Raw genomic sequence first — 15,735 nt, 5'->3', positions numbered from 1 at the left:
GACAAATCAACCTCCTTTTAATAGTTGTTGTCTATATTTCTCAGCATCCAAATTTAAAATATCTGCAATTTCTTCATTTGTTAATATTCTTGGAGAACCAACTGATTTAGCATGTACATATACTTCAGCTGCTGCTTCAGCTATTAATGTTCTAGTCATAGCTTCCTTTGCAGTTGAGCCAACAGTTATTAACCCATGATTTTCTAGCAATAGACCTGTTCCACCAATAATTTGACAATTTTCAACTTCTTGAGCCAATTCTAAAGAGCAAGGTTTTATATATTTTACACATGGTAAATTTCCAGTTATAGCAACATGATCTGGGAATAAAAATGGTATATCTTTATATCCAGAACTTAATAAAGCTAAGATATATATAGGATGTGTATGAACAATAAAATTTATAGAATTATCTTTTAAATACATTAACCTGTGCATTTCAACTTCTGAAGAAGGCTTTAACGATTTATTTAGTAAAGTTCCTTCTACTTTATCTATTGGAACCCATTCATCTTTTTTTATTTCATCTAAATTAACACCACTAGGTGAAATCCACATTACACCGTTTTCAATTGCACTTATATTTCCTCCTGGACCTGCTGCTAATTTTTGATTAATAATTTTTTTACCTAAATAGCTAAGATAGTTATGTAAGTTTTCTGAAATATTCATTCTGTCACCCCATTAATATTTATTGATATAATCAATTCTTATATTTCCACCATTGATGTCTATCTTTGTAATAGACGCATTATCAATTTTTATTCTACGATAATAGCAATTCGGTATTTCTAATAAAGATACAAGTAAAAGTCTTATAAATGTATTGTGTGAAAAAACTAAGATATTTTCTTCTTTATTATCCGAAAAATCAAAAATAAAATCTAAAGCTCTATTTTTTATTTCTTTATATGTCTCGCCTGTGTTACCAATCCTAATATCTTTGTCTTCCTTTAAATTGACCCACTTTTTCCAATTATCAGGAAAACGCTTCCAAACTTCTGGTTTAGTTAATCCTTCCCATTGTCCAAAATCAACTTCAATAACACGTTTATCTGTTTCAAAATTTGTGTTTCCTGACATTAATTCAGCTGTTTGTTTGGCTCTTAATAAAGGGGAGGATATCGCTCTTGTATATTCAATTCCATTTAATAAGTACTTATTTTTAATTACCTGCTCCTTACCGTAATCAGATAAGCTAATATTTGTTAATCCACAATACATATCGCCTTTAGCATTCCACTCTGTTTCGCCATGGCGTATAAAATAAAAAGTAGTCAATAATTATCACATCACTTTCATTTGATTATCATTTTATTATTAATATGATAATATACCGAAAATTCTGATAAGTCAATACAAGTTCATATTTTTATTTAAAACATTAAAACGCTTAAATCTTTTTATCTGATTTAAGCGTTTTAAAATTATTTTTCTCTTTTTTTATGTTTTATTAACGAGTTTCACCTTCCTCCTTCGAAGGTAAATAAATCCAACATATGAATAACAGTACAAGTATTATAACTGGTATTAAAAAGCCTATTTGATAAGCTAATACGGCGTTATTTGGTGATACGAAGGTGCTTCTTGTCATCGTAGCAACTACTGTAGCTATAATTGCTGATCCAAAACTTGCTCCAATATTTTCAACAATATTTATTGTGATACCAGCTTGTGGTAATTGTGAGTCTTTAAGTCCAACATACGTGTTTGTAGTAAGTGGCAATAGTATACCTCCAACACTTACACCTCTCATAAATAGGATAATACTCATAGTTAGTATAGTCGTTTGACTTGTTACAAATACTAATGGTATTGATGCGAGTAGAGATACTATTAAACTAATAAAAATAACTTTTTTTGCGCCATATTGATCTGTTAATTTTCCTATCATAGGTCTTGCTATTAACATACCTATACCTTGTGGCATTAATGCAGTGGCAGCTTCTATCGTATTAAAATTCTTAAATTGCTGAAAAAATAAAGGCAATATAATCATTGGACCCATGATTGCAATATTTGCTAAGAATAATCCACTACTAGACGTTGCAAAATTTCTATATTTAAATAGGTTTGTCGGTAATACTGTTTGATAATTCTTCATTCGATTGTAAATAAGATAGATGATTATAAACAGTCCGCCTACGACTAACGAAATAATGGTTTCTTTATTTATAAACGTAGTATTTTCAGTTGCTTTAGTAATACCGTATATGATTGTAAAGCTTATTAAAGATAAGTTTGAAATACCAAACCAATCTAATTTTTTCTCTTTGTTAAATGGCATAAATGAAGGTAATTTCTTAATCATAAGCGGAACGATGAGAACTGTAACAAAAATATTAATATAAAATATCCATTTCCATGAAGAGAAATGAATAATAAATCCTCCAATAACTGGTCCAAGTATCGGTCCTAAAATCATAGGTATACTCACGATGGCCATAACACGTCCTAATTTATCGTGACCGGCTGTTTTTACTAGTAGCGTTGACATGAGTGTTGATATAATACCTGCACTAAACCCTTGTAATACTCTAAATAAGATAAATAAAGATATGCTTTCACTCAATCCTGTTAAGACTGATATTACTCCAAATAATGCTACTGAAGAAATATATACTATCTTGCTATTAAATTGATCCATAAGCCAACCTGAAAATGGGACTGCAATTGCCATAGCTAAAATATATCCTGTAACTCCCCACTGAATCATATTCAATGAAACATCAAAATATTGCGTTAAGTCATCAATTGCTATATTAATCATTGTTGAATCTAACATAGGAGCAATAGCGCCTAAAGCTATAGCCCATGCAGCCAACATAGTACTTTTTGGAATTTTATCTAATTGTTTTGCTGACATTATTATTTACCTCTCTTTTTTGTTTCCTAAGAAACATTATATGAACTTATTGTTTCCTAGTCAACAAAAATATTTCAATAAAATAGGGATAAGCATCACATATGCCTATCCCAAATATACATTTTACTTTTCTTTTTTTATTTCTTGATCTAAATAATCGCTGTATTTTTCAAAAAAGTTATTTAATACTTTAAATTCTTCATCTGATATATTATCGAAAAACGGTTTGTCTCTATCAAGAAAAACTTGATGTAATTTTAAATGACGTTGATAAACACGTTCACCTTCTTCAATTAAACGAAAATAGATTTCTTTTTTATTTTCTGATTTTCTATAACTTTCAACAGCATTTTTCTTAATTAACTTTTTAGTTAATTTGCTAATAGCACCACGCGTCATAAACATTTCATCTGATATCTTTTTCACGTTAGGGTCTTGAATGTTTTTAATAGCCTCTATACAATGCACTTCTGACGGTGTGTATCCTTCTAATTCTTTTTCCATTTTTGGCTTATTGAGCCATATTATTCTATCTTGTACACGTCGCATTAGATAATTTAATTCTTTTACTTTATTCATAATATAAACTCCTTATATTATCACCAAAATAAGATTAGTACCGTACGCAATAATCCCTTATTATATAGTTTATCACTTACAATAGTAATTCTTAAATTATTATTCGTGGATGCTCTATGTAATTATTTTATCATGCAGCATAATTATTAGAATTGGTTAAGAAATTTACTATCCAAATCACAAAAAACTACTAGTCTCAAATAAACTAGTAGCTTTAATTAACAACTTGATTATTTAATAAACAAACTTAAAATCATTACAACAGCAAATCCTACGAAACCTACAATTGTTTCCATAACTGTCCATGTTTTAAGGGTTTGTTTTTCTGTCATTCCGAAGAATCTATTTACTAACCAGAACCCTGAGTCATTCACGTGTGAAACGGCTGTAGATCCTGCTGCGATAGAAATTGTAATTAATCCTAATACTGGTTGTGACACTGACATATCGGCTATGATAGGTGATACTAATCCTGCTCCTGTAACCATTGCGACTGTTGCTGAACCTTGTGCTACACGAACAAATAACGCTATTAGAAATGCGACCATTACGATTGGTAAGTTAGATTGTGCCATAAACTCACCCATCACCTTACCTACGCCACTGTCTATTAACGTTTGTTTGAACACTCCACCTGCACCAGTAATTAAAATGATAATACCGGCTGGTTCTAAAGCTTTAGTTGCAATCTCCTGAATATCGCTTTTAGTGTAACCTCTTCTAGTTCCTAATAACCAAAATGTTAAAAGTACTGTAATAATTAAAGCGATAAATGGATGTCCAATAAACGTTAGAATATCCTTAGCAAGACCGCCCGGTAAGACTACCCCCGACACAGTGTTAATGAGTATTAGTATTAGCGGAATTAAGATTAGACTTACTACTAAAGCAAAGCTAGGTAAGTCTTTTTCTGATTTTATATCTTTTACTTCTCCATGTAATTTAGCGATGTCTGGCATATCTAAGTGTACTTTTTTACTTATAAATGTTCCAAAAATAGGCCCCGCTAAAATCATAGCAGGAATACCGGCTATAATACCAAATAGAATAACCCACCCCAAATCTACTCCTAGCATTTTTGCTACCGTTATAGGACCAGGCGTTGGAGGTACGAATGCATGTGTAACTGCCAACCCAGCTAATAAAGGGATACCATAGAATAAAATTGGCTTTTTAGCTTTCTGGGCTAAACTATAGACGATAGGAATTAATATCACTAATGCCACATCTAAAAATACCGGAATGGAAACAATGAAACCTGTTATACCTAGTGCCCATTGTGCTTTATTTTCTCCAAATTTATTAACCATCGTTAAAGCTAACCTTTCTGCACCACCAGAGACTTTTAATACTTCTCCGAACATAGCGCCGAGGCCAACTACTACAGCTATAAAACCTAATGTTCCTCCCATTCCTTCTTCAACAGTTTCTACAATTTTGTTCAAGTTCATACCTGAAGCTAGTCCAATAAGAATACTAGAAATTAAAAGAGCAACAAACGCCTGCATTTTTGAGACCATTACTAAATATAGTAATAATCCTATACCTAGTATTGTGATTAATATCAACCATAAATCACCATTCATTTTACCCCTCCTCATTTATGCTATCTCTTTTTATAAATGATTCTCCCATCTTTTATTGTTTATTTTTATATAGAAATAAGAGGCTGGGACATAAATACATGTCTCAGCCTCTTTTATTATAATGGCAGTAGCTGACTGGATTGAAAATGCGCTTATATCAAGCTTTTTCCAACCCTAGTCATCCTTGCCGGGGTGGAACTACGAAATCTATTTATTAAAATGAGATTTCTGTCCCACTCCCTTAAAATAAAAATTTAATAATTTTTAGCTTGTTCAACTGTATATAATCCATTTACTTTGCTTAAATTTTATTCAACTTCACCTGTTGATGGGTTAAATTGTTTAATTGATTGTTTTCTTAGCTGATCTTTTTCTTCGTCGCTAATATCATAGTTGTTGTTATACAATGTTGCTTCAAAGCTTCCATACATAGGATTTGGGAATATAATGTATTTCTTACCGAAATCATCTTTATGTTCTTGAATGAATTTTTCACGTTCTTTAGCAGTTGGTTTTTCAGGGTCACCGAAGTCTAAAATGTTATCTCCAAATAACATCACAAGTTTATGATCTTTTTCCACTTGTTTTCTACGTGGTTCTTTACTCTTATCATCTTTGCCTTTTAACATGATATGATCATCAGTTGCTTGTGGAATACCTTGTTCTTTTAAGTTTCTTTTAGTTGCTTCGAAGTCTTTATCTTCATCTCTGTCAGTTATGTAGTAAATGTCTACACCTTTTTTATCTGCATATTCTAAGAAAGATTTAGCACCGTATACTGGTTTTGCTTTTGCTGCTTCTATCCATTCATGCCAACCTTCTGGATGCTCTTTGTTGTTTAATGTCGCATATCCTTGATAAGGCGAATTATCTAAAACTGTTTCATCTAAATCAAGTGCGATAGCAAGTTTTTCTTTCCCATCATTCTTCTTAATTTCTTTATCCAGTTGCACTTTAGCACTATTGTACCCCTGTAAATATAGAGCTTTAGCTTCTACTGAATTTTGATACCATGAAACAGCCATGATATTCTCAGAACCAAGATCGGTTTGTTGCTGCTGTTTCTCCTGTTCCATCGTTGGTGCACCTGATCCGCTTGCATTCGCTACAGGTGAGTATGTAGAGAGTGGTGCTGAAACTGTGAAAGCTCCCGTTAATAAAGCCGTTACAACATATTTCGAAAACTTATTCATGTGCTCACTCCTTTAAAATTTAATTTCCAATACAATTTAAATGATATAACAAATTAAACGAAATGTGAATAGTTACAATATTGTGAATTATATAATTTTCAGTTATTTAACATGAATGATTATTTAATTTTTTAAAGAACTTAAATATAAAGAAGTTTTTTTACACTGAAACCTTTATACTGTATTTAATATCTTTGATTGGGGGTTATGTTGTGAAGCGCACGAATTTACAAACATATATCATGACAATGTGTGGCGCGGGTTTATGGGGAACTATTGGATTATTTGTTAATCCTTTATACAAAGAAGGGTTTACTGCATGGGAAGTCGTGGCTATTCGAGGTGTATTCACATTTGTGTTTTTGTTTATTTTTATGTTGATACGATATCCTCATCTCTTAAAAACAAATTTAAAAGATCATATTAACTTTGCATGTGCAGGTATTTTAAGCACAGCGTTGTTTAATTATTTTTACTTTGAAGTTTTTTCTCAATCAACACTTTCTTTAGCGGTAACACTGCTATATACAGGGCCAATTTTTGTCACGATTTTAAGTAGAATATTTTTCAAAGAAGCATTTACTATTAAAAAGATATTAGCATTAATCATAGCTGTCTTTGGTTGTAGCTTCGTTGTTGGATTTTTACCAAATGGTGATATAGAAGTTTCTATAAGTGTACTCATACTTGGACTGTTATCAGGGTTTTGTTTCGCACTGTACACTATTTTCAGCAAACCTATCACACGTAAATATTCAGCATTAACAATCACAACTTATAATTTCTTATATACTGCTATTTTCATGCTTATCTTTAGTGATATCACAACAAAAGCCAATCAATTTACTAAAATAGAAGTACTAACTCCGTCAATAGCATTGTCACTAATCGCTACTGTTCTAGTATACCTATTATATACATCTGGTCTAAAAAACCTAGAAGCATGCACAGCATCCATTTTATCAACGATGGAACCAATTATAGCTATACTATCTGGCGTAATTTTCTTAGGTGATGTATTAAATATATGGCAAATTATAGGTATATTATTAGTTATCACCTCAGCAGCAATCATAGGTAATTTAAACTTAAAAATAAGACGAAAAAACTCAAAAAATAAAGTAATATGAAATAAGGGCTAAGACAAAAATAAATGTCTTAGCCCTTTACTTATTGAATTAACTTCAACGTTGACTCACGTAACACAACATTATTGTTCCTTAAGATATTAACACTTTCATACATAACTCAAATTTATATGTTAAACAAATTATTAACTAAATGAGCTACTAGTATCAATAGTATAATTGATACTAGTATTACTTTGATTAAATCTATTAATAGCTTATTTTCTTTCTCTCTTATATTATATAGCTCAGAGGCTAGCATAATTCTTGATGGTGTAATCATTGTAGCATTTGATGCACTTGCATTTTGAAGTCCAGCAATTAAGTTTGAAGATATATTTACTTGGTTAGCAATTTGAATTTGTAATTTCATAAACATTGCATTGGCGCCGGTATTGCTCCCTGTTAAAAACCCTCCTAAACTACCAATAAATGCTGACACCACAATGAAACAGTTATCAAAAGTGTCTCCTAAATTATTGGATATCACTTTAATCATTCCCGCCGAATCCATAATTTGAGATAGTGCTATAAAAAGGGTAGTAGATACAACAAATAATCTCCATTGTTTAATAGTTTTTTTGAAAGATATTTGTATTAGGTTTTTAGATATTTTAAATTTAAAAATAGTATATATACAAGCTATAATCAACCAAAATCCAGGTGAATAGAGTAAAGGTAATTGATAATTAAATTTAGTTGAAATTAGAACAAAATTATTTTTAAGAAAGTCATCTATAATTGGAATCGTCCTTGTTATAAAAACTAATAGTGTGAGTAATATATACGGGCTTAGCAAATTTAAAAGAGACTTATAATCAATAATCTTCGTACTTTTTGATTTTATGTATATTATTCCAATTAAAAGAGTAATTAATGAACTAAAAACACCTGATAATTCTACACTTATGAAATAGTTGAATATAATATTAGTTAAAGTAAATGTTACAGAATATAATAAAATCTTATATTTATTTTGATTAACTGCTTTTTTGCCACCCAATATAAATATACATAATGCTAAAAAATATATGATAGTTGGAATTGTTAATAGCGCTGTTATAAATCCTACTTTCTTTAAACCTAAACCAACCAGTTCTGTACCAATAACAGTACCTGTTGCTAACGCTCCCCACGGGACAGCTATTAGACTTAGAATCCCAATAAAAGTAGCTTTATAATTTTCAATTCCCAAAGATATTAAAATAGGTGTAATAATTAAAAAAGAAGTACCAAATCCACTTGTTGATTCAATAAGTGGAGATATGCCGACGACTAAAATTATAACTTTTAAAGCTTTATCATTTGTCAGTAATTTTATTTTCTGGGAAATTAGATCTATATTTTTAGTTTCATTCATTAAATGAAACAGTAATATACCAAAAAATATTACATAGGCAGCTATAGAAGAAATTAATATTCCTGCGATTATTGAATCCAGTAATTCAGAAAGCGAAAGTTCAAAATTTACACCTACTAATACCAAAGCCGAAGTAAACAAAAATGCTATTAACCCAGAATATAAAGCTGATAATTTAAATATAAATAAACAAATAAATATCATTATCAATGGAATAAGAGCTATCAATAAATCCATATTTCCACCTACTATTCAATATGTCATTTTAACAAACGAGAAAATTGTAATTGAATTTCTACTATAGTAGAATTAACATAAATATAATATAATTAGTGTATAAAAACAAGAAAAATTTCTACCAAAGAAGAAAAAAGAGGAGATACTATGGAATTTTTTGAAAATGTTAAGAAAAGAAGAATAAGTAAAGGTTATTCTTTAGATGTTCTATCTGAAAAATCAACAGTAAGTAGAGCAATGCTGTCTAAAATCGAAAGAAATGAGAAACAACCTACTATAAAAGTAGCCGCTCAAATAGCAGAAGCTTTAGATACTACTATCTCAGAACTATTGGGAGAGAAACGAAATGATCAAACTATAAAAATAGAATCTAATAAACATCTTAAATATGTTGACCCAGATAGCGGATTTGAACGAGTTTTATTATCACCAAACATTGGTTCTAACATTGAATTAATAATCAACAAACTACCTGCACATAAAGAAACAGGTTATTTTCCAGCTCATACACTAGGAACCAATGAATATATATACATACTAAAAGGAGAAGTTGATGTTGAATTAAAAGATAATAATAGTGAGGTACAAAAATATAAATTATTAAAAGGAGATTCCTTTTATTTTGAAGCACACAAAAGTCATCGTTTTATTAATAACCATGATGAAAAATGTGAATATATCTTAGTTATAGATTCACATAAATCAAACAGAACATAATCTTAAACTATAATTAAAAAAAGCGTATCCACTTACGGATACGCTCTTTCTTTTTATTGTTTTACATTTATTCGATTACTAAAAGTATATAAATTACCGTAATTATAATATTGAGTATTATTGAAATCATTTTTAACGATATTTTTAGTATCAAATATAATTTTATCTCTCATACCTTCGAATTCATTATCTGTTAATGTTTTAAATTTAGAGTAATCGCTTAATATTAATTTAAACAAAAACTTATTTTTATTATAACAGATTCCTTTACAATAGAATCTTGTGTTAAAAAAGTTATTAATGATAAACGTGCAATTGTGGGATCATCATTTTTTTCGTAATTTAAACCTATTGCCTATTTCCCATCTTTCATATCTTTCAGCATTTCTTCGACTGTAATTTTTGCGCTTGTAAGTACGATTGGTACGCCAGCGCCTGGGTGTACGCTTGCGCCTGCGAAGTATAAGTTAGCATATTCTCTACTTACATTGGGTGGTCTATAATAATTACTTTGTGCCAATGTTGGCATTAAACCGAATGCTGATCCGAATTTAGCATTGTATTTATCTTTGAAATCTTCTGGGGTAAATATCATTTCTGTCACTATATGTTCTTCTATGTTGTTTAATGATTTTACAGTTGATAACTTTTTATAAATGATATTTTTCGCGTGTTTGATGGGTTTCTCATCTGACCAATCGACTTTACCTGTTTTTAATTCTGAAACAGGCATTAATACATATACACCTGTTTTTCCTTCTGGTGCTAATGTTTCATCTTCTACGCTAGGAGCGTATACGTAAATGGATGGATCTTCTGATAGTTCCCCTTCGAAAATCTCTTCAATGTTATTGCTAAAATCTTCTGAGAAAACAATATTATGTATCAAAAGTTCATCTGTTAAGTCTTTGTCTAAACCTAAATACATTAAAAATGCTGAACAGGAATATTCCATATTATTAATTTTTTCAGTAGTATATTTTTTAGGCTGGTTTTCTTTTTTTATTAATTCTGATTTAGCATAAGGAAAATCTGCCGTGCATAATATTTTGTCATATTTTTCAATTTTATCATTTATTTTTAGACCTTCCGCACGCTTAAACCTTTGATCAATTATGATTTCATCAACGCTTGAATTCGTATAAATTTGAGTGCCTAATTCTCGATTTAACTGTTCAAGTGCATTTACAAAACTATACATGCCACCTTTGATAAAGTGAACTCCAAACATAAGCTCAATCATAGGTATAATTGAATATAAAGAGGGGCTACGTTTTGGATCTATACCAATATACAACGTTTGAAATGCTAATAACTTTTGAATTTTTTCATTATCTACATATTTTGCAATAAGCTTATCAGCAGTATCGAGTGTTTTTAATTTCGAGCCTTGGTACAAAGTAAATGGATTATAGAAATCTGTTGGCTTTCTAAAAGCACGCTCCAAAAAGTATTTTCGAGCAATTTCGTATCTTTTGTATATGTCAGTTAGAAAAGACATGAAGCCATGTGTGGAACCAGGTTCAATACCTTCTAACATGTCTTTTAGTTGAGCTAAATCCGTCGGAACTCTTACTTTATCATCCTCACTAAAATAGACATCATAAATGTAAGGTAACTGTTTAATTTCTAAGTATTCATCCATGTTTCTATTTGCGTAACTGAATACATCACGATATATTTCAGGCATCATGACAATAGTTGGACCCATATCAAACGTAAATCCATCTTGTTTGATTTGGTTCATTCTACCACCAACTTGCTCCCCTTTTTCATATAGATCAACTTGATGTCCGTTTGCAGATAACCTTGCTGCAGCAGCCAAGCCTGAAACGCCTCCACCTATAATTCCAACCTTCATGGTGTTCCCCTCCTTTTATATTTTGACATGATTTCATTATATATTGATATCTTTCTCACTTTATTTACATAAACTTTTGTATGCAAAGTGTAATTCGATTTTCTTACTTCTTCTAAAATTTCAAAATAAGCACGAGCAGCCAATTCAATAATATATTGCACATCTTCATCAAAATATTTAATTCTATTTAAAGCTTTTTCATACAATAGACGTGCTTCATAAGCATAACTCTCCCATAGATTGATATAGGATTTTGTAACACCATGTTGATAAATGTTTGATAGTTTTATTTCATATTGATTTAACTTCTCTTCACTTATATAAACTCGATTTTCTTTAAAATCTTCCCCAACATCTCTTAATATATTAGTGATTTGCATTGCTTTACCTAAATCAATACCAGCTTCTCTTGCTGATGAATAATTACTATAATTTTCCGAAGCTAATATAGGTATCAATAGTTCTCCAACTGTACCCGCCACACCGTAGCAATAATTAAAGAACTGTTCTTCCGTCTTAATTTGACGTAATTCTAAATCATTTTTAACATATTGGATTAATGTTAAGAGAGGTTGATGTGGTATAGCATAATGTTTCAGTGTGTCTTTAAATGCTCTCATAATAGCAACATTACTTTCAAAATCTTTAGAATCATCATTATAAATAGCATCTAAATCGGACTCTATTTTTAATAACTGATTTAAGTCTTGATCTCTATCAATACTATCGTCTATAATGCGACAAACCGCATAAACAGTCCAAACTGCTCTTTTTTTATCTATTTTCAAAAAATCAAAAGCATAAGAAAAAGTTTTTGAGTGGGTCTTCATAATGTTATGACAATAATTATAGTCTTTATCTAACTGTTTCATTTCTTCTCACCTCTAGATTCCAATTTAGCATTCAAATCTATTTTTCTATCTTTCCATTTAACTGTTTTAAACACATGTATATCCATCCATGATTTTGCGTGAATGATGACAAAGCATAATGAAAAAACAGGATGTAATAGTGATATTACTTTATTAAAATTCCCTACTCTTTTAATTAAAATTAGAAATTGTAACGCATAACTTCCATACATTATTAACGATATTATCAGAGCTTTCATACTTTTCTTTAACCCAAATATTATGAGTAAGACAGATGTAATTGATCCAAATAACCAACTCATCGTCATAAACATCACACTTCGTTTCGTGATAGATGAACCTGAAGCAAAATGTTTAGACCACCCATTGACTAAGCTTGATAATCCTTCTGGATACATTCTAAAGTTAACGATATTTGCTCCTTCATATATTTCCACAGGTAAGCCTAACTTGTCATAAGCTTTGCTAATTGCAAAACCTTCTATAATAGCTCCTTGTGCGTTGAGATGGCCTTCAGTTGTTAAATAATCTTGTTTATTTGTAAATACAACTGGTCCAAAAGCTCCTATATTTTTATTGTTGTGATGCTTATATGAAAATGCGTTCATACCGACTAATGTAAATAAATTAAAGATAGCTGATAAATTTTCATATTTATTCTTAATCATATGGTATGGCTGAATAGATAATAGGCCTTTACATGACTGCTTCTCATATTGTCCGTATATACGTGACAAACTTTCTTTTGCTGTCAATTCAACGTCAGCATCTATAAAAAGTAAAAATGAATGACTAGCTTGTAATGCTCCTTGCCAACATGCATTAGATTTACCTTTATATTTAGAGTGCCCGCTCACTTGGATTGCCTTGGCACCATATGCTTCAGCGACTCCAAGAGTATCATCAGTAGAGTCATCATCAACGACTATTACTTCAGTCTTTGTATTGTTTGCATTGATAGATTTTAATAACTTCGGAAGATTAGATTGTTCATTTCGAGCAGGTATAATAATACTAATTGGCGGTGTTTCTGCTGTCATTTGGTTAACATCAATCAATCTTCTGTAAAGGAACATCAACTTGCCGCTAATCATCGACCAAATAACAATCATTAATGAAATAAAATAGTTTATTCCGATCATTTAATCACTGCTTTCTTTCTTTTGAATCAGCATATCTGCAACTTGCATTCCACTTAAAGTAACCATTGGCATACCTGCTCCAGGGTTAACTGTTCCACCAACAAAGTATAAATTATTAACGTATTTACTATGTTTAGGAAATTTAAAACCTTTATTTTTCTTACGATCAGATACTACTCCGTATATAGCCCCTTTATGAGAACCGTACGTTAAAGCAATTCTATTGGGCGTCCAGATATCTTCATATACGATATGTTTCCTTAAATCTGTTAAACCCATATTTTCTAACTTATCCAGAATTAACTCATAGAATGCTTTGTATTGTGCTTCAGTAAAAGGTTTATCTTGTATATAAGGTATATGCGGTAAAATTTTTATATTTTCGTACCCATTAGTTGCTTGAGTAGCGTCCGTTTTATTAGGATTTACAACATAAATCGTTGGATCTTGAGGTAATTGATATTTATGAAACACTTCGTCATAGTTCCTTTTAGAATTCGATGAAAAGAAAAAGTTATGATGCTTTAATTGAGGATACAGTTTATTCACGCCTAAATGGATAACATAACCTGAGCTAGCAGGTTCGTACTTTTTTTCTAATTTATCTATTTTGTTTTGTTCGAAATTTAATAATTTTTGATATAAAGGCAATACTTCCATATTTGAAATAAAGTAATCAGCATAAATTGTTGGACCGTTTTCTAAAATGATAGATTCAATATCTTTAGAATCATTCAAATGCATATCAATCACTTTCTCTCCTAAATGAATATTCACGCCTGATTCTTCTGCAAGTTGTTTCATCGCATCTGCTAATTTGTGAATACCACCTTCTACGTACCATAAGCCTTCTTCAAACTGCATTTGAGGTAAAAGTGTTAAAACTGCTGGGGCATCATAGGAAGAAGACCCAACATATTTAATGAAATAACCAAGAATTTCTCTTAAATATTCATTAGTAATCCTCTTGTTAATGGCTTGTTGCATCGTATGAAAATAATCGAATTTCTTTAAAGCTTCAAAAGGACCATGATATTTAACAATAGAAGTTAAACTATCTAAACCCTCATTAAAGTAGCCTTTTTCTGCAATATCATGAATGCTTTTCGCATAATTCATAAAATTGTTGAGTTCTTTTGCATCTTTTTCAGTTACCATTTCATTATTTTTTAAAATATCTTCTATTTGATCATAAAAATCTAAAACCGTGCCATCTGGAAAGAAATTTCTAATTTGTAAATCAAGCTTTTTAATAGTGACATAATCTTCTAAATTACGGTTACTATAATTAAAAAGTCGCTTAAATATTTTAGGCATCGTTAAAATAGAAGGCCCTAAATCAAATCCAAAGTCTTCAACATCTAAGCGATTTACTTTCCCACCAATATGATTATTTTGTTCATATAAATCTACTGTATAGCCTTCTTGAGCCATTCTAATGGCAGCAGAAATACCACCTAAGCCACCTCCAATGACAACTATATTTTTATTCATTGTGTTCCCCCTTTCTTTCAACGAACTTTTTATAATAAAACCTTTCTAATTTCGGCCTATTATAACGTTGGACAATGATAATAGGTACATTAGAAACAATTGCGTATACAATATTTATAAATTTAACTTTTCTAGATGATTTCAAGAATACTGAAGCTGGCAACATAGATAACAGATGTATAAATTCAGCCCTTCTCGTTTCTAAAATAAAATCATTGATGTACTGTTCAGATTCTAATTCTTCTATAGTCTTTTTACTTTTAATTGCGTGATTCATTTTGTGTCCATCTGGAAGTAATTTCTTCCAAGATTTCACTTTAAATAACTTTTCCCATAGCCTTCCTTCTGATTCAATTGGCCATGATTTAAATAAAAAATGATATTTTTCGAAGTAACGTTTATCTATTAAAGTACCCAATGTAGAAATAATCATTTGTACAACAAACCAGTACACAGAAATGGATAGTATTAGCCTTTTCATTATTTATTCTCCTAATGAGTTTTATGTTAATTTAAAATTCGTTTGTGATTAAAAAAAGCGAGTCAGGACTTTAATCCCTCTAACTCGCTTTCATGGTGAATAACTTGGCAAGAGCTCTAATCTCTTGTTTAAATAGTACCCTATATATACTTATGTAAACTATTATTAAATAAAATTATTATTTAAAATATAACTTAAAAAATAATTTGAAAAACATTGG

At 30.4% G+C, this 15,735-nt stretch carries 15 protein-coding genes; 2 read left to right on the top strand and 13 right to left on the bottom strand.

Annotation, left to right across the window (positions count from 1 at the left end; all coding sequences use genetic code 11):
- Nucleotides 1–6: 6 nt before the first annotated feature.
- From ACNMOQ_RS00640 to ACNMOQ_RS00615, 6 genes are all read right to left on the bottom strand, one after another.
- Nucleotides 7–672 (bottom strand): class II aldolase/adducin family protein, encoded by a 666-nt coding sequence (locus ACNMOQ_RS00640; protein WP_416350088.1) that lies wholly within the window; start codon nucleotides 670–672, stop codon nucleotides 7–9.
- 12 nt (nucleotides 673–684) lie between these two features.
- A complete protein-coding gene (locus ACNMOQ_RS00635) occupies nucleotides 685–1,281 on the bottom strand; it encodes a histidine phosphatase family protein (protein ID WP_416350087.1) in 597 nt (198 codons plus the stop codon).
- Nucleotides 1,282–1,453: 172 nt separating this feature from the next.
- Nucleotides 1,454–2,866, bottom strand: coding sequence for a DHA2 family efflux MFS transporter permease subunit (locus tag ACNMOQ_RS00630; RefSeq protein WP_416350086.1), 1,413 nt, complete (start codon nucleotides 2,864–2,866; stop codon nucleotides 1,454–1,456).
- A 123-nt stretch (nucleotides 2,867–2,989) separates the two neighbouring features.
- Nucleotides 2,990–3,445 carry a MarR family winged helix-turn-helix transcriptional regulator gene (locus ACNMOQ_RS00625; protein ID WP_194200323.1) on the bottom strand — a complete coding sequence of 152 codons (456 nt, stop codon included), beginning with the start codon at nucleotides 3,443–3,445 and terminating at the stop codon, nucleotides 2,990–2,992.
- 230 nt (nucleotides 3,446–3,675) lie between these two features.
- Nucleotides 3,676–5,031 carry a GntT/GntP/DsdX family permease gene (locus ACNMOQ_RS00620; RefSeq protein ID WP_416350085.1) on the bottom strand — a complete coding sequence of 452 codons (1,356 nt, stop codon included), beginning with the start codon at nucleotides 5,029–5,031 and terminating at the stop codon, nucleotides 3,676–3,678.
- A gap of 308 nt (nucleotides 5,032–5,339) precedes the next feature.
- Nucleotides 5,340–6,224 carry a 5'-nucleotidase, lipoprotein e(P4) family gene (locus tag ACNMOQ_RS00615; protein ID WP_017000413.1) on the bottom strand — a complete coding sequence of 295 codons (885 nt, stop codon included), beginning with the start codon at nucleotides 6,222–6,224 and terminating at the stop codon, nucleotides 5,340–5,342.
- Nucleotides 6,225–6,436: 212 nt separating this feature from the next.
- On the opposite strand from ACNMOQ_RS00615, the gene ACNMOQ_RS00610 reads away from it, so the two are divergent.
- Nucleotides 6,437–7,354 (top strand): DMT family transporter, encoded by a 918-nt coding sequence (locus ACNMOQ_RS00610; protein ID WP_416350084.1) that lies wholly within the window; start codon nucleotides 6,437–6,439, stop codon nucleotides 7,352–7,354.
- A 124-nt stretch (nucleotides 7,355–7,478) separates the two neighbouring features.
- Here ACNMOQ_RS00610 and ACNMOQ_RS00605 read toward each other — a convergent pair whose 3' ends face one another.
- Nucleotides 7,479–8,948 carry an L-lactate permease gene (locus ACNMOQ_RS00605; RefSeq protein WP_257504326.1) on the bottom strand — a complete coding sequence of 490 codons (1,470 nt, stop codon included), beginning with the start codon at nucleotides 8,946–8,948 and terminating at the stop codon, nucleotides 7,479–7,481.
- A gap of 147 nt (nucleotides 8,949–9,095) precedes the next feature.
- Here ACNMOQ_RS00605 and ACNMOQ_RS00600 point away from each other — a divergent pair, with 147 nt between their 5' ends.
- Entirely contained in the window at nucleotides 9,096–9,665 is a 570-nt protein-coding gene (locus ACNMOQ_RS00600) for a helix-turn-helix domain-containing protein (RefSeq protein ID WP_257504325.1), read from the top strand.
- Nucleotides 9,666–9,718: 53 nt separating this feature from the next.
- Here ACNMOQ_RS00600 and ACNMOQ_RS00595 read toward each other — a convergent pair whose 3' ends face one another.
- The 6 genes from ACNMOQ_RS00595 to ACNMOQ_RS00570 all read right to left on the bottom strand — a co-directional run bounded on the left by ACNMOQ_RS00595 (nucleotide 9,719) and on the right by ACNMOQ_RS00570 (nucleotide 15,515).
- Nucleotides 9,719–9,904, bottom strand: a complete 186-nt coding sequence (locus ACNMOQ_RS00595; protein WP_416350083.1) for a Rossmann-fold NAD(P)-binding domain-containing protein — start codon at nucleotides 9,902–9,904, stop codon at nucleotides 9,719–9,721.
- 116 nt (nucleotides 9,905–10,020) lie between these two features.
- Entirely contained in the window at nucleotides 10,021–11,526 is a 1,506-nt protein-coding gene (locus tag ACNMOQ_RS00590) for a phytoene desaturase family protein (RefSeq protein WP_416350082.1), read from the bottom strand.
- Entirely contained in the window at nucleotides 11,523–12,398 is an 876-nt protein-coding gene (locus tag ACNMOQ_RS00585; RefSeq protein WP_416350081.1) for a phytoene/squalene synthase family protein, read from the bottom strand. The genes ACNMOQ_RS00590 and ACNMOQ_RS00585 overlap by 4 nt, the downstream gene beginning before the upstream one ends.
- Nucleotides 12,395–13,540 (bottom strand): glycosyltransferase family 2 protein, encoded by a 1,146-nt coding sequence (locus ACNMOQ_RS00580; protein ID WP_416350080.1) that lies wholly within the window; start codon nucleotides 13,538–13,540, stop codon nucleotides 12,395–12,397. Before ACNMOQ_RS00580 ends, ACNMOQ_RS00585 begins: the two co-directional genes overlap by 4 nt.
- On the bottom strand, nucleotides 13,541–15,034 hold the full coding sequence (locus ACNMOQ_RS00575; RefSeq protein ID WP_416350079.1) for a phytoene desaturase family protein: 1,494 nt from the start codon (nucleotides 15,032–15,034) through the stop codon (nucleotides 13,541–13,543). It abuts the gene before it with no gap.
- Nucleotides 15,027–15,515, bottom strand: a complete 489-nt coding sequence (locus ACNMOQ_RS00570; protein ID WP_416350078.1) for a glycosyl-4,4'-diaponeurosporenoate acyltransferase CrtO family protein — start codon at nucleotides 15,513–15,515, stop codon at nucleotides 15,027–15,029. The genes ACNMOQ_RS00575 and ACNMOQ_RS00570 overlap by 8 nt, the downstream gene beginning before the upstream one ends.
- Nucleotides 15,516–15,735 lie beyond the last annotated feature (220 nt).

This window comes from Mammaliicoccus lentus, from assembly GCF_947036595.1.
Lineage (GTDB): Bacteria > Bacillota > Bacilli > Staphylococcales > Staphylococcaceae > Mammaliicoccus > Mammaliicoccus lentus.
This window is presented reverse-complemented; position numbering and strand designations above follow the sequence as displayed.